Genomic DNA, 20,316 nt, shown 5'->3' with positions numbered 1-20,316 from the left:
GGATTCCACAGCGCTGATTACATAAAAATGACCCGTACCTGCTGGAGGTAAGGGTCTGGACAAACAGAAAAGACCCTTACCTAAATATAGGCAAAGGTCTTGCTAACAACGTGACGTTGCCAATAAAGCCGGGGCTCCGCGAAGAACCCGAATTGACGACTTTTATTGTGGAAGCTACTCCCCTTTGGAGGACACTTTATGTAATTAGCTTCATTATAACGAAGAGCCAAGCCGGGAGTCAAGCTTATCCTGCCGATTTTGCAAGTCGAGGTCAGGTTCTTACTCAAGCCTTACTCGAGCCTGCTCACTGAAGCCGTCTTACTCAGGCTCTCTTGCCCTTTACACCTGCTTGAAGGCCTCGATGAGTTCCTCGTACTCTTCCGGATTCTCGGCGAACTGCTCCTTCGGGAACCTCATGCCTACCCAGTGCATCATTTCGGGGCGGGAGAGGAAGGTGCGGCATTCTTCACCCCATTGTTCCGAGATCTCCCGGAGGATGAGCTGTTTGCCGTTGACCTCGACGGTGAGCATGTTCCATTTATCTTTTTTGTAGATGACGTGTTTTTTGATCATTAGGCAGACTCCGTTTCTTGCGGACCGCACATCGGCGGTGCCGGGTAGTTGGATGAAATAAGGGTCCTTGCGCGAAAATGATACCGCAGCCGGAGCCGAAAAGCAAGGTTGTCCCTGTTGCGGAGTACGGATCGGAGTGCGGGAAACGATTGTAAAATCCTCCCTTCCTGTGATACAATCCGTTGTAAGCTTCAGCACCGTGCCGTAGGGCGGGTGGGAGCAGCGGACGGATGCCGAGCCGAGATGAGGAGAGATGAGAATCATGACCCATGTAAATGATCATGCCGAGAAGAAGTCCCTGGAGAACAAGGATACCTATGAACAAACGGGTGTAGCGATGACCTGCCGTTCCTTTGATGAGTACCTGTTGATGTTTTCGCTGAACAGCGGGCAATTGGAAGCGGGGCCCATTCTGGATGTCGCTTCTGGCGCGTCTTCCTTCGTAGCGGAGGCGTCGTGCCGCGGTTTACAGGCAGCTGCAGCCGACCCGTTGTATGCAATGACGGCAGAGGAAATAAGCGAGCACGGCAGGGTAGAGATCGATGTGTCGACGGAAAAGCTAGGGAACCTGCAGCACCGCTTCGACTGGAGCTATTACGGCGGTTTGGACCGCCACCGCGCGATGAGGGAAGCCTCGCTCCAGCGGTTCTCGGAGGATTTTGCCGAGGGCAAGGAGAGCGGGCGTTATGTTCCGGCCCTGCTGCCCCATCTTCCTTATGAGGCCGACAGCTTCTCTCTTGTATTATGCAGTCATTTTCTGTTCCTGTATCAGGATCAGTTCGATTATGATTTTCATCTGGAGGCGGTGAAGGAGCTGCTGCGCGTATGCCGGCCCGGAGGAGAGGTTAGAATCTACCCTGTCTACTCGCTGAAATGGGAGCGTTACGCGGATCTTGAGCGTCTGATGAAAGCACTTGGAGAGGAAGGAGCCGAGGTGTCTTTGGTCGCTTCGAATCTGCCTTTTATTCCCGGTTCGGAAGAGCTGCTGCGCCTTTGTAAGCCTTCTTCCTGAATTGCCCTCTGTTGATTTATCCTGTCAGCGATGGTATACTTATCATATTCGCCCAAGATGGCGATACATCTAGGAGGTTGTTTTCATTGAAGGGTACAGTGAAATGGTTTAACGCAGAAAAAGGTTACGGCTTCATCTCTGTTGACGGTGGCGACGATGTATTCGTACACTTCTCCGCTATCCAAGGCGAAGGCTTCAAGAGCTTGGACGAAGGCCAATCGGTTGAGTTCGAAATCGTTCAAGGCAACCGTGGTCCACAAGCGGCTAACGTTCACAAACTGTAATATAAACTAACGTGTCCGGATCCTATCAGGGAACGGGCTGCATGATATAAGGTTTCTTCCGGAAATCAAAACGATTTAACCTCTTGAATTCGCTTCTTGATTTCAATAAGAAAACTTACCGGCGTATAAGAACGGTACTCATTCATGTGTAGATAGTTTTCTTACATTTGTGCTATCAGCCATCATCTTACTAATCATCAACAAAGCGGTACTGGAATGGAATCATTCCGGGACCGCTTTTTTCTGCTGCCGATTGTACTTCTGCTGCTGGGGAGGAAGCCTGCAAAACCGCCCAGGCATGGGTGGTGGAAGGTTATACGGGCTTCCCGCTCCGGATAAACAACAAACCGCCGTTGGGGATGAACCCCTCTGGCGGTAGGTGCTGCAGCTCCGGATAAACAGCACAACGGGTTATTCCACGATCGTCAGAATCTCGTCCACCGGCTTGCGGGCCAGACGGGCAGGACGCTCGGAAGGATAGCCGAGGGCGATCACCATGTTCACCTGGCATTCCGGCCGGATCTCGAGTACTTCGCGGAGCTGTTCCTCGGCCAGAAGCACCGGACCGGTCATCGGGCAGGTGCCGAGCCCCTTGGCGTGTGCGGCCAGCATCAAATTCTGGGCAGCGAGGCACGAGCTCTTGATGCCTTCTTCGGCCCAGACCGAATCTTCTACGAGCCGGACCGGATCGAAGATCCGTTCGCGGAACTTGGAATTGTAAGGTGTGGCGAGGCAGACGATGAGCACCGGCGCATCGGAGAAGGCCGTCGCATAAGGGCCGAAGGATTTGACCAGCAGGCGGCCTTCTTTGCTCAGTCCCCGCTCTTCGGCCTGGGCCGCGATCCGGTGAAGCTGTTCCCACGTAAGACGCTCGATTTCTTTGATCTTCTCTTTATTCGTGATGGCAATGAATTCCCAGGTTTGGGAGTTGGTATCGCTAGGGGCGTACCGTGCACAATCGATGATCTCGCGGATCTCCTCAACGGGTACCGGTTGATCGGTATATTTGCGGATGCTGCGGCGGTCCAGCAGCACTTCTTTGAATGCCTCGAATGCGAGGGGGGCGGGCGTTGTCGGGTTCATGAATGGATTCATCCTCTCGGAAAGCTCTTGAGTTCGCGTTGGATTGGTACTTGGTGTTAAGATCTGCCGTTTAATTATACCGTTCCGTGCCGTTATTGACAATAAGGACGCAGGGACCCCTCAACACAAAACCGCCTCTCCGGGAAGAGGCGGCAATCCGAGCGGCTTAATGGGCGCCGGAGGCGCTGAGCCCGATGCGGTTCAATAGCCTTTGGCTTTCTTCATTGAGTCCAGCAAGCTTGATGGTCTTCCCGGCGTTCTCATACTTGGCCTTCAGCTTGGCGAGCGCATGGACAGCCGAGTGGTCCCAGAGATGGGAATGGGTGAAGTCGATGACTACTCCGGCCGGGTCGCCTTCGGCATCGAACTCATCGAGGAAGCCGGAAACGGTACCGAAGAACATCTGTCCATGCACGACGTAGTGCTTCACCCCTTGGGCATCGATGGAGCTGGATGTCCGAATCCGGGCCATACGCCAGGCGAAGATGACGGCGCTGAGCAGGACCCCGGCGAAGACGCCTTTGGACAGATCATGGGTGGCGACCACTATCATGACAGTCACGATCATGACGACCGAGTCGCTTGCGGGTATGCTCCGGATATTCCGGAGGGAAGACCAGTCGAACGTGCCGAGCGATACCATGAACATGACGCCGACCAGAGCGGCCATCGGAATCTGCTTGACTACGTTGCCGAGCACCAGGATCAGGAAGAGCAGGAAGATGCCGGACACGAAGGTGGATAAGCGGGTGCGTCCTCCCGATCTAACGTTGATGACAGATTGGCCGATCATGGCGCAGCCCGCCATGCCGCCGAAGAACCCGGTGACGATGTTGGATAGTCCCTGCCCTCGGACTTCACGGTTCTTGTCGCTTCGCGTCCCAGTCATATCGTCAAGCAGCGTGGCAGTAAGCAGTGACTCAAGCAGGCCCACGACGGCCAGAGACAAGCTGTACGGAAAGATAATGAGCAGCATCTCCAGCGTCAGGGGAACCTGGGGAAGGTGGAAGACCGGCGGCGCATTCGTGATGTGCCCCATATCCCCGACTGTCCGGACATCAAGCCCAAGCGAGATCGCCAGAACCGATACGATAATGATCGCAGCCAGGGCGGACGGGATCGCTTTGGTGATCCGCGGCAGGCCGTAGATAATGACAAGAGTTAATGCTACAAGGGCGTACATCATCCAGCCTTGTCCGGTGAATTGAACCAGCTGGGCCATGAAAATCAGGATAGCCAGCGCGTTCACGAACCCGGTCATGACCGAATGGGGAACGAAGGTGATGAAGCGGCCAAGCTTCAGTACCCCCATGATCCACTGCAGGATGCCGGCCAGCACCGTCGCGGCGAAGAGGTATTCGAGGCCATGGTCCTTGACCAGGTTGACCATGAGCAGGGCCATGGCGCCTGTAGCTGCCGAGATCATGGCCGGACGCCCGCCGACCATCGAGATGAGGACGGCAATGCTGAAGGACGCATACAGACCTACCATCGGATCGACCCCTGCGATGATGGAGAAGGCGATAGCTTCGGGAATGAGGGCCAGGGCCACCGTAATGCCGGATAGGATATCCGCGCGGGTATTGCTGAACCAGTGAGTTTTCAGTTGTTGGGCAAGCAGAAGAAACCCCTCCTATGATGCAGATTCGGTACAGCTTCATTGACTTTCCACTCTCAGGAAAGCCGGGGCCGATGTCCAATAGCAACGATTATACAAGACGGGAGGGAGGAAATTCAATAAAAAACTCGAAAAACCGTACCCCTAAGGGTACGGCAAATGCATGACTCATGAGAGGGGGCCGATCTGCCTTGCGCAAACTTACTAAAGTACGATGGTTTCGCCCTCCGCTACACCTTCGAGGATCTCAGTTTTATCCGGTGTTTCGAGACCGGTCTTGACTGTCCTGCGTTCGGCTGCTCCCTGTGCACTGCGCACCATCACGTAAGAGCCGTCTTTATCCCGCTGGATAGCCAGTGTAGGGACGGCGAGCACCGCGCTTTTTCGTCCGGTCTCGATCGTGGCGGTAAGGCTGAGGCCGGCGATCAGCCGCTCATGGGGCTCCAGCGAGAGAATGACTTCGAATGGCGCCGCCGCATTCACGGTAGTACCGGATCCGCTGCCGCTCTCCGGCGTCTTGGCGAATTTGGATAGCTTCTCGACCTTGCCCTGCAGCTTGACGTCCTTCAGCGCATCGACACGGACCTCGGCAGGGAGGCCTTCCTGGATGCGGAACAGATCGTACTCGCTGACCATACAGATCAGCTGCAGCTTGGTCAGATCGACGATTTTTCCGATCCGCTCATGTTCTTTGACGGACTCCGGTTCCTTGGTGCCGTCGAAGAGGAAGATCCCATCCTCGGGAGCGGCATAGGCGGCGGAAGCCAGCTTCGCCGACTTCTCGGCCAGCTGCGTACGGGTGTGTTCCAGCGTCATCGAGCCGATCTCCTCTTGAACCCGCAGATTCTCGGCATCGGCGAACCGCTGTTTGGCTTCCGCTTCGGTTACTCCCGCAGGGGCTTCTTGGGTACCGGCGGCCGACTTCCGGAACCGGGCGAGCTGGTTCTCCATCTCCTGTTTTTTGGCCCCAGCCTGCAGCTCTATGATTTCATTGCGAAGGGCGGTGTCATCCAGGCGGAAGAGCAGGTCACCCTTGGCCACCTGGGCGCCCTCTTTGACGGCCCACGTCTTGACCTCGGCTCCAAAAGGAGCATTGACATAGGTTTCCTTCTGGTAGGAAGATTTCCCCTTGACTTCCACCGTGGAGACGATGTCTTCCTTCGTGACTTGAAACTCGATAGCAGGAGCTGCCGGCGCGGAGGACTTCGGGCTGTGGTTTGAAGGCCGGCTCTGGGTGTAGAGTATGCCGGTGACCGCAAGAACCGCGAAGACCGCCGCTCCCGTCAGCCATTTCTTTTTGCTCATACTGCGACTTCCTTTCTCTCGTATTGCTAGACAGCGATATGCTAATCCCGCTTGATCGCGGTCAGGGCGTCCGTGCGCGAGGCGTTGACCGCCGGATAGATGCCGGAGAGTACGCCGGTCAGGACGGCGAAGAATAGACCGACGGGAAGGATCCACGGTGAGATGAAAAGCACTTCATCGCTGCCCGCTTTGCTTAACTTCATCACCGCAATGTTGATTCCCCAGATGACCCAATAGGAGAAGAGGATGCCGACCATCCCTCCGACCACTCCGAGGAGAGCGGACTCCACCATGAACATATGCCGGATCTGGCGGAGATTCGCGCCCAGCACCTTCATGATCCCGATCTGCCGGCGGCGCTGGTAGGTGGACATGGTCATCGCCACGACAATGGAGATGGAAGCGACGAACAGGATGAACAGGCCGGCCCCGGCGAAGATCAGACGGATCATCAGGAACTCGTTTTTCATCCGCTCTTCGTAATGAAGATTCGTCTGGACGCTCAAGTTCAGCTTCTTGATCAGCTCCTCAAGCGCCTTCACATTCGCCGTATCGTCGACTTTGACCTTCACCTGTTCGAACTCCGGTTCGTTCCCCGGCGGGGATGTACCCGCTGCCGTACCATCCGAACGCTTGGAGGCTTCGAGCAGCAGTTTGCCGAGAACAGGGGAAACATAAGCCGTTTTCTGATAGGATACGGATTCGTCCGATACGCCCTCGGGCCGCTTAATAATAGCAGCCACCCTGACCGGGAGCGGCGCGACGCTGACATCGGCGGATTCGTTGTTCGGCCTGCCTTGCGAGGAGCCGCTGCGCGGCTTCAGGAGGATCTGCTTCTGGTACATTGTGTACGGTATCAGCCGGTAGGAACGCCATGTTTCTTCCGCTTCGCGTTCTTGTCCGCTGCGCCGCTGTTCCGACAACATCTGTGTGGCCTGCGCGTCAAGCAGTCCCATCGTCGCGCCGTAGGTGAGCACAATGGTGTTCTCGCGGTCGAGCATAGTGCCTCCCTGCGCGAATTCGATCCCGAAATCGGGCAGCGTCTCGAGCTCCGTTATATTCACTTCATTCAGGCTTCCCCGTTTGTTGTCCATCTCGAAGCTGATGTTGTTCAAGGTGCGGTAAGTCGCGACGGCCTTGACATGGGGCAGCTTCTTGATCACTTCGATCTTGGCCCGCGTGAGATCGCCGCTATGGTCTTCCGGGGTCTGAGCGGCGGATTGCCCGCCGGAGCTGGGGCCTGAACCACTATCCGGCATGACGAGAATCTCGTCCATCTTAAGGAATTGGTTCATGGAATGGCGGGCGAATGCCTGAATGGATTCGCCGAATGCCAGAGCGACGATGATCGAGGAGGAGCCGATCGCAAGTCCCATGGCGCAGAGCAGCGTAACCACGATGCGGCGCCGGAGCTGGTCCCAGCCCAGCCGCAGATAATCGCCGAGTCTCATGGCGTCACCTCCTCCCAGGTGCGGTCCTCTACAAGATGGCCGTCCCGCAGTTGGATGACCCTCCGCGTCCGTCTGGCGACCTCCATTTCATGGGTCACAATGACGAAGGTGATGCCGAGTGTACGGTTGAGCTCGAGCAGCAGAAGAATAATCTCTTCCTCTGTCTTCGTATCGAGGTTCCCCGTAGGCTCGTCCGCGAATACGATCGCCGGCTCCGTCACCAGCGAGCGGGCGATGGAGACCCGCTGCTGCTGGCCTCCCGAGAGCTGGGAGGGGAAGAGCATTCCCTTCTCACCGATGCCCACCCGCTTCAGCAGAGCCTCGGCTTTGTCCCTGCGGATCTTCGGCTTCACGCCTTGGAAGACCAGCGGCAGCTCGACGTTCTCCCGTACGGTCAGATGGGGGATCAGTTCGTAGGATTGAAAGATAAAGCCGATCTGGGACCGCCGAAACTCGGCCAGCCGGTTCTCGCTCATCCGCTCGATCGGTTCCCCTCCGATGAGAATGCTGCCGGACGAAGGTTTCATCAGTCCCGCCATGAGATTCAGCAGGGTGGATTTGCCGGAGCCGGAGCTGCCGAGCAGCGCCACGAGGCCGCCCTTCTCCACCTCAAAATCGATGCCGTGCAGAACAGGCGTCGTTTCGGTGCCGTTCGTGAAACTATGGGATAATCCCTGTACGGCTAACATCTCTTTCCTCCTAGCTATAGCGGTTGATGGATAGGATGATACAATCAGTCCAAGGTATCTAACGCTAGAAGGTTTCCAATAGTTACAGGAAAAGGGGATTATTAACGAAAAGTTAAGAAATCTGCCGTCCCTATTCCCGTCGAAAAAGCCCGGCCCGTCTGCTTAAGCAAACGGTACCGGGCTTCGTGTTGTACCCGAGCCTATATAATGGTTATTGGCGTTCAAGTCAAGTTCAAGTGCCGTTACTTCCCGCCTCTCCCCATACCCGCTTCCATAGAACGGTCCTTGGTCCGCGCGTGAAGCAGCAGGAACCCCAGCATGCCGATCAGCGCGAGGATGGAGGCCACGCCGTACATGGCATGGGGGCTCCAGCTGTTGAACAGCCAGCCGCCGAGCAGGCCGCTGAACAGGCCGGCGAGGCCCGACCAGGTGATGGCGAAGAGCGCCTGGCCGCTTGCCCGGAACTGGTCGGGCACCACGCTCTGGATATAGCGGATGCAGGTGAACAGGAAGACGCCGAAGGAAATGGAATGAAGCAGTTGGATGACGATGACCCACTGCGGGTTCTCTACTTGGCTCATAAGCAGGAAGCGGATCGCGTATACGAGCGCGCATACCGCGAGCAGCGGAAGCTCCTTGAGCTTGTGCCCGTATTTGCTCAGCAGGAAGAAGACTGGAATTTCACTGAGGGCCGAAGCCATCCACGAGTTGCCGACGATCGACGGATCGGCTCCGAGCCGCTGCAGGAACAGGGCAAGGAAGCCGTCATTCATCCGGTGGGCCACCGAGAGCACGAGAACGGTCAGCATGAACGCCAGGAAGGGCCTCGACCCGATAATGGGAATCAGTCCCGAGAAGTCCGGTCTCTTGACGCCCGCCTCCCTCGCATCCTTCAGGAAGAGCGAGAGCGCGAGCGAACAGGAGATGGTGCCAAGGACCAGGACGGCCGTCAGGCTGGCGCCATAGCTCTTCAGCAGCTGGCCGAAGACCAGGGCGGCGAAGGCGAAGCCGATCGAGCCCCAGACGCGGAAGGAGGCATAGCTTTTGCCCGTCCGGCTTGCGGTCAGCAGCGACAGCGAATCGCTCAGGGAGGTCATCGGCGTCTGGAAGAAAAAGAAGCAGCCCATAAGCAGCATCAGCAGGGCGAACGTATCGGTCCGGAAGACAAGGAACGCCATGACGAGCTGTCCGGCCAGAATGAGGACAAGTACTTTCTTCACGGTCCGGAAGCGGTCGCTCATCACGCCCCAGAACAAGTTGGAGATGATGCCGATCATGGGACCGACGGAGTACAGGAGGCCGATCTGGATGGTAGAGAAGCCTTTGGATTGAAAATAAAGCGGGAAATAGGAAGTGATGACGGCTACGGTCATAAAAAATGAAAACGTGAAACACCGGAGCAGCGTGGGGCTGCCGGTTTCGTTTGTACCGGTCATTCGGACTCACTCGATTCGTTAGGTTTTGTCGGCGATGCCAGCAGGGCACCGGGCAGGCGGCCCTCCGCCTTGGAGGTTTCCCTTAGCACGTAGTAGACGACGGCGAGTTCGGCAGCCATCCCGAGCGACTGGGCCAGGGCGCCGACCGCGCCGTTCCATCCTGGATTCCACATCACGCACAGAAACAAGGAGGCCAAGGTGACGCTCACGTTCGCAGCCTGGGACCATACCATGACTTTGGTCTGCCCCCGGAGCATGAGCAGGCCGTTGCCGAAGTCGAGCCAGGGGAAGAGCAGCGCCATGAGCATAAATATCCTCAAAGTGGACAGGCTGGCAAGCATAAGCCTTTCATTCACGCCCATAATGTTCTGCAGGAACCAAGGTCCTGCAGGGGTGAAGCAGAGCAGCGCCAGCAGGGCGCCCGGAATGAACGACAGCATAAGCGTGAAGCGCATCACCGCCCCGGCGTCTCTGCGGTGGAAGTTAAGCACGATCTGGTGTATGTAGGAGAAGAAGCTCTGCACGAGCTGGGTTACGCTGCCTGCAATAGCGAACGCGGCGATAGCCAGGGCGATGTCGGATGTTTTGCCCAAGAAGGCATTAATGGCAGGCCCGGATATGACCGCAATGAAGGACGAGTAGAGCAGCGGTTTATAGAAAGGAAAGATCTGGGACGGTGCTGCGATCGCATGTCCCTCCTGTACGGCCGGTATCACCCGGCGCAGCAGGCTCCGCCCCTCCCAGACACTGACCGATGCCTCGATGATCATCCCCGCCAGGAAGATTACGGCCCCGACGGCTGCGCTGTCCACCCCTCTTCGGATAAAATACAACGAGAGCAGATACATCCCGAGCAGCCGGATGCCCATGCCGATGGTCAGCCACTTGGTGCGCATGTTGTAGATAATGATTCCGTGGTACAGGCAGCGAATCCCCGAGAAGATGCTCACGAACATGAGTACCCGGTACACGGAGAGCATGCCGGGAATCATCGCTTCGTCGGCGCCGAAGAGGTGCGTGAAGATCCACGGGCCGAGCGGCGTATAGGAGATGATGCCGCCCAGCACGAACACCGAGCCGAGTACATACAAGGCGACGAGCGACATCGCCCGGAAGGAGCGGCGGTCGCGCACCAAGGCCGAGCAGGTCTGCCTCAGCAGCACGGCCGGCCGTTCGGTGATGCCGAGAATGCTCATCGGCAGGGCATAGCTCGCAATGATGAGCTCGGGCGAGGCCGAGCGGGCAAGCGTGCTGTTGATGATGACGTGAGAGATGGTCACCAGGCTGGCGGACAGGCCGAGCGGAAGGAAGAATGCGAACAGCTGCCGCAGCGTAACGCGCTCCAGATTCCCTTGTAACATAACGTTCCCCTCTTTTCGGTTTAGACATTATAGCATGAATCCTGGGCTTCGGCGTGTTTGCTTTAATAAAATTTGCGGGGGCACTGGAAGCCTTTCATGGTTCGTGATACATTTATATAGATATTCTGCTGTACAACCTGCGCACGCCTGTCTATAAGCCGGGAGAGAAAGGTGGAACAGACTTGGAACATCTATTTGTATTCGACGAACGTCTGGGGATCCCGCTGCCTCGTCTGGACAAGGAATTCGAGCAGTACGGCGAACGGGAGCAGGAGGCCATTCTGCTGCGGTGGGAAGAAATCCGGGGCATGATCCCCGATCGGATAAAACGTCTCGAAACGATGATCATTGCAAGGCAGGACCAGCTGAACGTGGAGGATAACTTCGTCAGCTCCTGCCGGCTCAACACAGAGATCAGCGAGCTGGCAAGCACGATTAACGAGCTCCATCTCTGGTTCCGCGTGCATCAGGACATCTCGGTGGGCAAGACCCACCTCTAGTCTGCCGCTTCCCGCGGCCCAAAGAGGAGGAGAACCGCTTGGCTTGGAAAGATCACTTCAAAGCGCTCGCGCAGCGTCTGGCGGCTCACGAACCGTCGCTTTATCCGGCTGAAGAGCTGGATGAGCTGGATGACATTCGTCTGTCCAAAGTGTCCCTGGAGGAGTTCGGCGAAACGGAGCGTCCGTACGCCCTGGCGGTGCTGTCGGGTCTATATCTCTTCAATGAGAGCCTGGATGCCTCCCATGATCTCTCTCAGGAGCTGCACACGGCTGAAGGGAGTCTGCTGCACGGCATCATGCACCGGATGGAAGGCGATTACCCCAACGCGAACTATTGGTTCCGTCTGGCGGGACGCCATGAGGTGTACGGCGAGCTGGGGCGGAGCATGCAATCCTATCTTCAGGAGCAGGATCTGGGCCTGGTGGGGAGCGCGGCGCTGAGACAACAGCTCGAGTCGCTGTCGGGCCGGACCGTATATGATCCGGCCTCCTTCACCGCCGCCGTGGAACAGCAGGTCACCCGGTCGCGGGACGAGAGGGCCGAAGCCATACTCAGACGCCTGCAGCGGATGGAACTGTGTCTGCTGCTGGACTATTGCTATGTCCGCTCCGGCGGAGAGGGCGGGCTGTTTGCGTAACAGGGGAGGGGAGAACGGAGCACCGGGTAATCCTGTAACCCTGATGCTCCGGGTGTACCGCTATGCGCTCCCCGGGGTCAGGGAGCAGCTGAAGCACTGGCGCGTGCGCGCAGAGGAGATTCCCGATCAGGAGCTGCGCAGGCAGGCGCTTGATTCCATGGCCTGCAAGCAGTTCCACTGCGAGGGCGGCGCCGTCTATGCCGTAGCGAATATATCGATGAGGCACGTGCTGATCCCGTTGATCGTGGCACTGCAGACCATCAGCGATTATCTCGATAATCTGTGCGACCGGAGCACTTCCCTGGATCCAGAGGACTTCCGCCAGCTCCACATGTCGATGCTTGATGCGGTCGATCCGTCCGAACCGCTGCACGACTATTATGCTTTCCGCACCGAGCGGGAGGATGGCGGGTATCTGGACGATCTTGTCAAAACATGCCAGGCCAGCATCCGGCTGCTGCCTTCCTATGCCCTCGTGTCCGCCCAGGTCCGGGAGCTGGTGGGCTTGTACTGCGATCTTCAGGTGTACAAGCATATCCGGCGGGATCTCCGGGAAGACGCCCTCCTGAAGTGGTGGGAGCTTTACCGCCCGCGGTATCCTTCCATCGCATGGAACGAATTTGCGGCGGCGACAGGGTCGACCCTGGGCATGTTCATGCTGTTCCTTGCCGCATCGCAGGCAGCTCTGGATACGAAGACCGTGGAGAATATCCGGGAGACGTACTTCCCCTATATCTGCGGGCTGCACATCCTGCTCGATTATCTGATCGACCAGGAAGAGGATGAGGCCGGAGGGGACCTCAACTTCTGCAGCTACTATGACAGCATGACGCTGACGGTGGAACGTATTGCAGCCATCGTTACCGAGGCGAGGCAGCGGTCCCGGCGGCTCGATCAGTCCTCGTTTCACCGGATGATCATCGAAGGGCTGCTCGCCCTGTACCTCTCCGATCCCAAAGTAAGCAAACAGGCCCAGGTAAAGCAGGTGTCCCGGCAGCTCATGAAGGACAGTCCGCTGATGCGGATGTTCTTCTTCGTCAACAGCGTCTGGATCCGGCGAACATCCCAGGCCTGACAGCTATATATAAGTCTTCACCATGGAGTGGGATAGACCAAGGAGGAACCATATTATGTCAGTTAAAAAAATTGCAGTACTTACCAGCGGAGGCGACTCCCAGGGAATGAACGCGGCGGTACGCGCTGTTGTGCGCAGCGGCCTCTTCCACGGCCTCGAGGTGTTCGCCGTCCAGCGCGGTTATTCGGGCCTGATCAATGACGACATCCGTCCGATGGATCTGCGCAGCGTAGGCGATATCATCCAGCGCGGCGGCACCGTCCTCCAGACGGCCCGCTGTAAGGAGTTCCTCACGCCGGAAGGCCAGCAGCTCGGTGCGGATAATCTGCGTAAGCACGGCATCGACGGACTTGTGGTCATCGGCGGGGACGGATCGTACCAGGGCGCGAACAAGCTCAGCAAGCTCGGGATCAAGACGATGGGGCTTCCAGGCACGATCGATAACGATATTCCGTTCACCGACTTTACGATCGGCTTCGACACGGCCGTATCGATCGTAGTCGACGCGATCAACAAGCTGCGCGACACGATGAGCTCCCACGAGCGTTCGTCCGTCGTGGAAGTCATGGGCCGCCACTGCGGCGACATCGCGCTCTATGCGGGCCTCGCGAGCGGGGCGGAGACGATTATCGTGCCGGAAGTCGGCTATGATATGGATGAGATCTCGAACCGGATGGCGGAGAACTTCGCCCAAGGCAAGCGCCACAGCATTATCATCGTGGCGGAAGGGGTCTGCGGCGGCGACGAGATCGCCTCGGAGATCACCAAGCGCAACGGCATCGAGCCGCGCGTCACGGTGCTCGGCCATATCCAGCGCGGAGGCGCTCCGACGCACAATGACCGGATTCTCGCGAGCAGCCTCGGTGACTTTGCCGTGCGTAAGCTGATCGAAGGCGACTCCGGCAAAGCCTGCGGCATCATCAAAGGCGAACTCACCGTTACCGACATCGACAAGGTCGTCAACACGAAGAAGCCGTTCAACATGGGGCTGTACGAGCTCGCGAAGCGGCTTTCCCAATAGACAGCCAAGGGGGCTCCATCTGGCAGACGCCGGCGGAACCCAAGAGAAGCATCCGATCTGCGGTGATCCGCCGGCTCGGATGCTTCTTCGCTATGCAAGGAACCCGGCGGGCTGCTTATCGCCCCGGGCCACAAGGAAGGACCGGACAAAACCGATTGACAATTTTATACATACTATAATAAGATGTATAAAAAGTTACTGCAGAGCAGGCGCCGCTGTCTGCCTCAGCCGGGAGGATGAAAGAACATGAAGATTACGATCGTTACGGGAAGCAACCGCACGGACGCTTCGAGCACGAAGCTCAGCCGCTATATCGGCAAGGTTCTGGAAGAGTCCGGAGCCGAAGTCACGCTCTTCGATCTCTTCGAACGGCCGCTGCCGTTCTACAGCCCGGACATCACAGGGGACGATCCGAATCTGGCCGCCTTCCGGCAGGCCCTGAACGAGGCGGACGGCATCGTGCTTTCGACCCCTGAGTATCACGGCAGTCTCTCGGGGGTGCTCAAGAACGCGCTGGACTGGGTAGGCTTCGAGCAGTTTGACGGCAAAGTCACGCTTTCCGTCTCCTCAGCCGGCGGAGCGGTGGGTGTCAGCTCCCTGCAGCAGCTGCAGACGATCGTGCGCAACGTGCACGGAATCAACTGTCCCGAGTGGATATCGGTCGGCGGCTCCCAGCGCGATTTTGCCGCAGACGGCGAGCCGGCGGACAGCAAGACTCAGGAGCGGGTGCTCCGGACCGTTCAATATTATGTCAGCATGGTGGAACGCTTCAAGAAGTGAGCGGAGCGTTTAAGTAACGGTAAAGGAGGGATGCAGGATGCCAGCCATCTTGAAGAACGACTGGGCGCAGCTTCTGGCCGAAGAATTCGAGAAGGAGTATTATCTCCGCCTCCGCGAATTTCTGAAGTCCGAATACGGCGGGCACACGGTCTATCCGGAGATGCACGACATCTATAACGCCCTTCAGTACACGTCTTACAAGGAAACCAAGGTCGTGATTCTGGGCCAGGATCCTTATCACGGAAGAGGCCAGGCGCACGGCCTCAGCTTCTCCGTCAAGCCGGGCGTCTCCACGCCGCCCTCGCTGCAGAACATGTTCAAGGAGCTGCGGGACGATCTCGGCTGCTCCGTACCGGACAACGGTTTCTTGGAGCCGTGGGCGAAGCAGGGGGTGCTGCTGCTCAACACCGTCCTGACGGTGAGGGAGGGGCAGGCCCATTCCCACAAGAACCAGGGCTGGGAGCATTTCACAGACCGGGTCATCTCGCTTTTGAACGAGCGGGAGCAGCCGGTGGTGTTCCTGCTGTGGGGCAGTCCTGCCCAGAAAAAAGGCCAGCTCATCACCGAGAAGCGGCATTGTATCCTGCGTGCGGCTCATCCGAGCCCCTTGTCTGCGCATCGCGGATTCTTCGGCTCGAGGCCCTTCTCGCAGGCCAATGCCTTTCTGGAGGAGAACGGGAACGAGCCGATTGATTGGCAGATTCCTGACCTTGGGGTACGGAAGCAGAGCGGCAGCGCTTGATGGAGGCTTGAGTCCTACGCCAAAAGCCCGGTACCGGATGGAACTCCATCCGGATACCGGGCTTTTGCTGTTCTTGCACTGTGTAGCGGCACGCGTCCGGACGATCACCATGAGCCGTATGAGGTTTCGGCTGTGTCCTGCAGATCAGCCCCGGTTTACGGAATGGCCCCGATGACTAATAAGCCACGCCGGGGGTATAGGTGTTGACGGCGTTCCACAGCAAGAACTCTTCCACTCCCTGGGCTTTCAGGGCCAGGACCTGCTCTTCGACTTCATGCTTGCCATATTGGATGTGGCCGCGCACCCATCCGGCGGTGAAGTCCTGTATCCAAGGCCGGATGACCGGTTTCTGCTCCCCGAGCTCCTCGAGCTTCTTGTGGGTATCCTTCATGGACCCTTCGATAGTAGCGTAAGGCTGGGCGTCCGGCACCTGGGAGCCGTACCATCCGGCTGAATAGTGGCTTGGATAGACCATCGGGGAGATGACATCGACGCTTCGGGATATTTTCACGAAATCCTGGCCGATGCCCTCGGCAGCGGGAACCGCGGCCGCGTAGCCGAAGATATCGACGGAGACCCGTAAGCCGAGCGGGTTGAGCTGCTCCCTCGCATAGTGGACGAATGAGGCGACGGCATCGATCCGGCTCCGCTCGTCCTTGCCGTACTGCAGAATATCGGCCCGCTTCTCGAATCCCTCGGGGAACCGGACATAGTCGAATTGGATTTCCTTGAAGCCGGCTTTGGCCGCTTCCTTCGCAAGCTGGATGTTGTAATCCCAGATTTCTTTCTTGTAGGGATTCACGAAGCTGTCGGGCGGATTCTTGGCGTTGCCCCACAGGCTTCCGTCCGGATTGACGAACGACAGCTCGGGCCGCTGCTTGGCAAGAACCGTGTCCTTGAACACGACAATACGGGCGATCGGATAGACTGCGTGTTCCTGCAGCGTCGCCATGAGCTTCGGCATATCGGAGATGATTTTCTGCGTGGTTCCCATCGCCTGCAGCTCCGGGTTGCCGGTATCGTATGTAATATAACCCCAGTCGTCCTTGATATCGATGACCATGGCGTTCAGTTCTGTTTCATCGAGCAGCTTCAGCAGCGTGTTCATCCGGGAGCCGGCAGCACTGTGGGCCGTGACGTATACCCCTTTTACTTTGGGGGCATCCTTCTGCGGATCGGACTTCCCGGGGGCGTCGGACGGAAGAGGGGATGCTCCGGTCTGGGCCACGGCCGCTTTCGCGCTCACGGCCGCTTGGGCGGCCTCTTCGAACGTGGTGCCGGGGTGATCGCCGCTTAATCCTCCGTAGGCCAGGAGCATAGCGGCAAGCAGTAATTCCATGAGGCATTCTCCTTGCTAGATTAGTATCTTGAATTATAATAAAAGAGTTGGCTGCAGGGCGGTTGCCCGGCACCGGAAAGTCCTGACTCCACCCGGCCATGCGCCAGACTCATGTCAAAGGAACGATGTTCGTGAACAAACAAGTTTGGACGCTGCGCGGCCTCACCTTTTCTTACTATGCGACGACGGCGGTACTGATGCCGTTCCTTCCCGTCTATTTCGAGGGAAGAGGCTATTCCTCTTCCCAGATCGGCCTTCTGATGATGATCGGCCCCTTCGTCACGATCTTCGGGCAGCCGCTCTGGGGCTATCTCAGCGACCGGTACCAGACGCTGAAGCTGATGATTTTCGGTTTATGGGCCATGACTTTATTATCCAGCGTCGGCATCTTTGAAACGCAGGGGTATCCCATGGCGCTTTTGTTCATGCTCATGCTTTATTTCTTCATGCAATCCTCGAATCCGATTCTCGATACGCTTTCGATCAAGGCGGCCGCGCAGTCCGGACGCAGCTATGGCAGCATCCGGATGTGGGGGTCGATGGGCTTTACCCTGTTGGCTTTATCCTCAGGCTGGATTCTGGGGCTGATGGGCGGCCTGCAGAGCATCCCTTATTTGTACTGGAGCATCTGGGTGCTGCCGTTCGTGCTGCTGCTGCTGCTCAGGGACGAGAAGGGCGCGGCCCCACGGGTGACCCTAGCGATGTTCGCCAGCACCTTCAGGAACCGCCGGTTCCTGTGGTTCCTCTTCCTGATCTTCATCCTGATGATTCCGCACCGCATGAACGATGTGCTCTTCGTATTGTATCTGCGGGATCTCGGGGCAACCGATACGATGCTCGGTTACGCTTGGGCGCTGGCAGCGGCGGCAGAGATTCCGACCTTCGCGCTGCTCGGAAGGTACATGCATAAGTTCCACGAGCTCGCGCTGCTCGGTATCATAGGCATCCTGTACACCATCCGCTGGCTGCTCTATGGTTCGATCACCGATCCGGCCGTCCTCATGCTGCTTCAGACGATGCACTGCGTCACCTTCGCGGCCTTCTGGATCGTATCGGTTCAATACGCCGTGCGCCTGGTGCCCCGGGAGCTGCAGTCGACAGGCCAGGCCCTGCTGTCCATGGTGTTCCTTGGGCTGGCAGGCATCACAGGGGGTTCCGCCGGCGGATGGGTCAAGGACCATTGGGGCGGGAGCGGGATGTATTACGGAGGCGCCGTATTGACTTTGATCGCCGCTGTCCTGCTGCTGAGTACGCATGCCTATTACCGCAAAAAAGGCATATCTTAATTCCGGAAAGGGGGAGGCGGCATGAAAATCTGGATGAGGGCGGAGCCCGCCGGGTTTCTAAAGAGCAGGAGCGAAGGAGATGCCTTCCGCTGCAGTCTCCAGGTGAATGCCTGGGATAGCGCGGAAGCTTCTGTCGGTGACCCCGGGGAGATCGTCGCGCTCGTGAACGGCACGGCAGCCGGGGGGAGGGCCGAAATCCGCGTGCAGTACGAAGAGGCGGACTATGCGGCCCATAAGAACTCCCTCGTTGTCCAGAGAGCCGTCAAGGAAGCGATGAAGCGGATTGGGCAGGAGCTGCAGAACCATCTTCGCGCATAGCTTCCAGGGCGTCTGGCGGGAATGGAAAAAAGCCGGCGCCCTCCCCGGGCACCGGCCTAGCTGCCGTAAACAAGCCTTTTTATTTGTTAGGGATCTGCTGGACGGGCTCAGCCGATACGCTCAGATCTTTCTTCGCTTCGATCTCGCGGACAGGCTCGCTCGAAGAGCTGTTCCCATTCGTCGCATCTTTGAACTCGCGGAACATCCGGCCGAAGCTGCGGCCAAGCTCCGGAAGCTTGCTCGGTCCGAAGAGCAGCAGAGCGGCGATGACGATCAGAATAATATGCATGGGGGACAATGCGCCCATAAACGTACACCTCCAAGATGATACTCGAATCTATCTTACCATGCTTTTATCGGTAGGATAACCCATATTTTTTACGAATCCGCAAACATTCCGGCGGATTTTTTGGGCATGCGAGATAAACGGCTTCGCCGTCCTTTAAGGACGATGCGCGTTTCTTATCTATCAAAGAAAAACGCCACCTTCTAGTGAAGGTGGACGTCTTTCTGATGCTCGGAGATACTGTATTGTATGATTTCTAACGCGTCGTCCGCTTCCAGCGCGGCCAAGCCGTTCCGGAGGACGATTTCCGACTCGAGTTCATGTTTGCGTAAGAATGGGTACATCTCGGGAGTCAGCTTCATCACGATAATGGATAATTTAACGGTTTCCACAAGCATCACCCTTCCTGTCCATTGTTGTTAAGCGTACGTGTGCGCCTTACTAGCAATCCAGGCTGCCAGGGGAAATCCTGTATGAAATTATACATCCTCATTATAGCATATGCTGCAGACTTATGTACCGGTACATTTGACAAAAAGCAGGTAATGGCTGGAAATGGGCAGCCGGTTTCTTCAAGCGGGATCAGGTTCTGCGGAACAGTCCCATGACGCCCACCGTCTGGGTGATGTTCACGAAAGCCTGCGGATCCCATTGACGCACGAGATTTTGAAGATCGATGAGCTCATAACGCGTAGTTACCGTAATTAACATATGCTGGGATTGCCCGGTGTATGCTCCTTCCGTTTCGACGACGGTTACGCCGCGGTGAAGCTTTTTCATTTTTTTGAGCAGAATCTCTTTCTTCTTGGTAACGATGAATACCGTCACCTTCACATGGCGGATATGTACGGAATCGATGACTTTGCCCGCAATATAGATGGACAGCATGGAGTACAGAGCCAGATCCCAGCTCTGTTTGAAATACCCGAGCGCGATGATGATTCCCCCGTTCATCAGGAACGAGAATGTGCCGATGGAGAAATCGCGCTTGCGCGTCAAGATGGAACCGATAATATCGAACCCGCCTGTGGAGCCCCCCACCCGCATCGAGATGCCCGCGCCAAGACCGATAAGTACGCCGGCGGCCACCGCCGACATGATGAGATCCTGGCTGACCGCGAGGACAGGAACCAGCTCCATGAACCAGGTCGTCATCGCTACGGAGAATACGCTGAGCAGAATGAAGCGCCGGCCGATCGTCGTCAGTCCCCAGATCAAGACAGGCAGATTGAACAGCAGATAGAGCAGGGATATCGTCCAATTCGTAAAGTAGCCCACGATCATAGCTACGCCCGACAATCCCCCGCTGAGCAGCTGGTGCGGAATCAAAAATAGATTAAAGGCCGTGGCGACGATCGCTGCGCCGAGTGCACATACAAACAGAGAACCGAACCAGGAACGCTGGAACCACTGGATCACAAGCTGCACCTCCTATGGGGTAGTATGTCTAGTTTGCGTCCGGGGCAAACGTGCAGCCGCCAAGGCCTTCGGGCGGTGCGTCCCGGATAGCAAAAGGCTT

The 20,316-nt window shown here is 57.3% G+C and carries 22 protein-coding genes; 10 read left to right on the top strand and 12 right to left on the bottom strand.

Features of this window, described 5'->3' with window-relative positions; all coding sequences use genetic code 11:
• Nucleotides 1-339: 339 nt before the first annotated feature.
• A complete protein-coding gene (locus tag O9H32_RS01095; RefSeq protein WP_269863865.1) occupies nucleotides 340-573 on the bottom strand; it encodes a hypothetical protein in 234 nt (77 codons plus the stop codon).
• Nucleotides 574-835: 262 nt separating this feature from the next.
• Between O9H32_RS01095 and O9H32_RS01090 the strand changes: the two genes are divergently transcribed.
• Nucleotides 836-1,585 carry a class I SAM-dependent methyltransferase gene (locus tag O9H32_RS01090; protein WP_269863864.1) on the top strand — a complete coding sequence of 250 codons (750 nt, stop codon included), beginning with the start codon at nucleotides 836-838 and terminating at the stop codon, nucleotides 1,583-1,585.
• Between the two features lie 86 nt (nucleotides 1,586-1,671).
• Nucleotides 1,672-1,869, top strand: a complete 198-nt coding sequence (locus O9H32_RS01085) for a cold-shock protein (protein WP_269863863.1) — start codon at nucleotides 1,672-1,674, stop codon at nucleotides 1,867-1,869.
• 411 nt (nucleotides 1,870-2,280) lie between these two features.
• On the opposite strand, the gene O9H32_RS01080 is transcribed toward O9H32_RS01085, so the two are convergent.
• From O9H32_RS01080 to O9H32_RS01050, 7 genes are all read right to left on the bottom strand, one after another.
• The gene (locus tag O9H32_RS01080) at nucleotides 2,281-2,952 is read right to left on the bottom strand and encodes a nitroreductase family protein (protein ID WP_269863862.1); all 672 of its coding nucleotides are present in this window, start codon (nucleotides 2,950-2,952) and stop codon (nucleotides 2,281-2,283) included.
• A gap of 166 nt (nucleotides 2,953-3,118) precedes the next feature.
• On the bottom strand, nucleotides 3,119-4,573 hold the full coding sequence (locus tag O9H32_RS01075) for a SulP family inorganic anion transporter (RefSeq protein ID WP_269864306.1): 1,455 nt from the start codon (nucleotides 4,571-4,573) through the stop codon (nucleotides 3,119-3,121).
• Nucleotides 4,574-4,774: 201 nt separating this feature from the next.
• Complete coding sequence (locus O9H32_RS01070; protein ID WP_269863861.1) at nucleotides 4,775-5,875, bottom strand: efflux RND transporter periplasmic adaptor subunit; 1,101 nt, start codon at nucleotides 5,873-5,875, stop codon at nucleotides 4,775-4,777.
• Nucleotides 5,876-5,916: 41 nt separating this feature from the next.
• Nucleotides 5,917-7,326 (bottom strand): ABC transporter permease, encoded by a 1,410-nt coding sequence (locus O9H32_RS01065; RefSeq protein ID WP_269863860.1) that lies wholly within the window; start codon nucleotides 7,324-7,326, stop codon nucleotides 5,917-5,919.
• Entirely contained in the window at nucleotides 7,323-8,015 is a 693-nt protein-coding gene (locus tag O9H32_RS01060) for an ABC transporter ATP-binding protein (RefSeq protein WP_269863859.1), read from the bottom strand. The genes O9H32_RS01065 and O9H32_RS01060 overlap by 4 nt, the downstream gene beginning before the upstream one ends.
• 242 nt (nucleotides 8,016-8,257) lie before the next feature.
• The gene (locus O9H32_RS01055) at nucleotides 8,258-9,451 is read right to left on the bottom strand and encodes an MFS transporter (protein WP_269863858.1); all 1,194 of its coding nucleotides are present in this window, start codon (nucleotides 9,449-9,451) and stop codon (nucleotides 8,258-8,260) included.
• Complete coding sequence (locus O9H32_RS01050) at nucleotides 9,448-10,812, bottom strand: multi antimicrobial extrusion protein MatE (RefSeq protein ID WP_269863857.1); 1,365 nt, start codon at nucleotides 10,810-10,812, stop codon at nucleotides 9,448-9,450. The genes O9H32_RS01055 and O9H32_RS01050 overlap by 4 nt, the downstream gene beginning before the upstream one ends.
• Nucleotides 10,813-10,994: 182 nt before the next feature.
• Here O9H32_RS01050 and O9H32_RS01045 point away from each other — a divergent pair, with 182 nt between their 5' ends.
• The 6 genes from O9H32_RS01045 (at nucleotide 10,995) to O9H32_RS01020 (ending at nucleotide 15,568) form a co-directional block, all read left to right on the top strand.
• On the top strand, nucleotides 10,995-11,312 hold the full coding sequence (locus tag O9H32_RS01045; protein ID WP_269863856.1) for a hypothetical protein: 318 nt from the start codon (nucleotides 10,995-10,997) through the stop codon (nucleotides 11,310-11,312).
• Between the two features lie 38 nt (nucleotides 11,313-11,350).
• Nucleotides 11,351-11,950 (top strand): hypothetical protein, encoded by a 600-nt coding sequence (locus tag O9H32_RS01040; RefSeq protein ID WP_269863855.1) that lies wholly within the window; start codon nucleotides 11,351-11,353, stop codon nucleotides 11,948-11,950.
• A 43-nt stretch (nucleotides 11,951-11,993) separates the two neighbouring features.
• The gene (locus O9H32_RS01035; RefSeq protein ID WP_269864305.1) at nucleotides 11,994-13,025 is read left to right on the top strand and encodes a tetraprenyl-beta-curcumene synthase family protein; all 1,032 of its coding nucleotides are present in this window, start codon (nucleotides 11,994-11,996) and stop codon (nucleotides 13,023-13,025) included.
• Between the two features lie 55 nt (nucleotides 13,026-13,080).
• Nucleotides 13,081-14,046, top strand: coding sequence for a 6-phosphofructokinase (gene pfkA / locus O9H32_RS01030; RefSeq protein WP_269863853.1), 966 nt, complete (start codon nucleotides 13,081-13,083; stop codon nucleotides 14,044-14,046).
• A gap of 246 nt (nucleotides 14,047-14,292) precedes the next feature.
• Complete coding sequence (locus O9H32_RS01025) at nucleotides 14,293-14,826, top strand: NADPH-dependent FMN reductase (protein ID WP_269863852.1); 534 nt, start codon at nucleotides 14,293-14,295, stop codon at nucleotides 14,824-14,826.
• Between the two features lie 37 nt (nucleotides 14,827-14,863).
• Nucleotides 14,864-15,568 (top strand): uracil-DNA glycosylase, encoded by a 705-nt coding sequence (locus tag O9H32_RS01020; RefSeq protein WP_269863851.1) that lies wholly within the window; start codon nucleotides 14,864-14,866, stop codon nucleotides 15,566-15,568.
• 175 nt (nucleotides 15,569-15,743) lie between these two features.
• On the opposite strand, the gene O9H32_RS01015 is transcribed toward O9H32_RS01020, so the two are convergent.
• Nucleotides 15,744-16,907 (bottom strand): putative glycoside hydrolase, encoded by a 1,164-nt coding sequence (locus tag O9H32_RS01015; RefSeq protein ID WP_269863850.1) that lies wholly within the window; start codon nucleotides 16,905-16,907, stop codon nucleotides 15,744-15,746.
• A 131-nt stretch (nucleotides 16,908-17,038) separates the two neighbouring features.
• Here O9H32_RS01015 and O9H32_RS01010 point away from each other — a divergent pair, with 131 nt between their 5' ends.
• Complete coding sequence (locus O9H32_RS01010) at nucleotides 17,039-18,193, top strand: MFS transporter (RefSeq protein ID WP_269863849.1); 1,155 nt, start codon at nucleotides 17,039-17,041, stop codon at nucleotides 18,191-18,193.
• 21 nt (nucleotides 18,194-18,214) lie between these two features.
• Nucleotides 18,215-18,511: a hypothetical protein gene (locus O9H32_RS01005; protein ID WP_269863848.1), complete on the top strand. Its 297-nt coding sequence runs from the start codon at nucleotides 18,215-18,217 to the stop codon at nucleotides 18,509-18,511.
• A 79-nt stretch (nucleotides 18,512-18,590) separates the two neighbouring features.
• Here the strand turns inward: O9H32_RS01005 and O9H32_RS01000 are convergent, their stop codons facing one another.
• The 3 genes from O9H32_RS01000 to O9H32_RS00990 all read right to left on the bottom strand — a co-directional run bounded on the left by O9H32_RS01000 (nucleotide 18,591) and on the right by O9H32_RS00990 (nucleotide 20,216).
• Nucleotides 18,591-18,818, bottom strand: a complete 228-nt coding sequence (locus tag O9H32_RS01000) for a twin-arginine translocase TatA/TatE family subunit (RefSeq protein WP_269863847.1) — start codon at nucleotides 18,816-18,818, stop codon at nucleotides 18,591-18,593.
• 182 nt (nucleotides 18,819-19,000) lie between these two features.
• The gene (locus O9H32_RS00995; protein ID WP_269863846.1) at nucleotides 19,001-19,195 is read right to left on the bottom strand and encodes a hypothetical protein; all 195 of its coding nucleotides are present in this window, start codon (nucleotides 19,193-19,195) and stop codon (nucleotides 19,001-19,003) included.
• Between the two features lie 184 nt (nucleotides 19,196-19,379).
• Nucleotides 19,380-20,216, bottom strand: coding sequence for a YitT family protein (locus O9H32_RS00990; RefSeq protein ID WP_269863845.1), 837 nt, complete (start codon nucleotides 20,214-20,216; stop codon nucleotides 19,380-19,382).
• Nucleotides 20,217-20,316 lie beyond the last annotated feature (100 nt).

The organism is Paenibacillus caseinilyticus (assembly GCF_027533645.1).
Taxonomy (GTDB): Bacteria; Bacillota; Bacilli; order Paenibacillales; family NBRC-103111; genus Paenibacillus_G; species Paenibacillus_G caseinilyticus.
The sequence above is the reverse complement of the archived record's forward strand: the minus strand, read 5'-3'. Positions and strand labels throughout refer to the sequence as shown.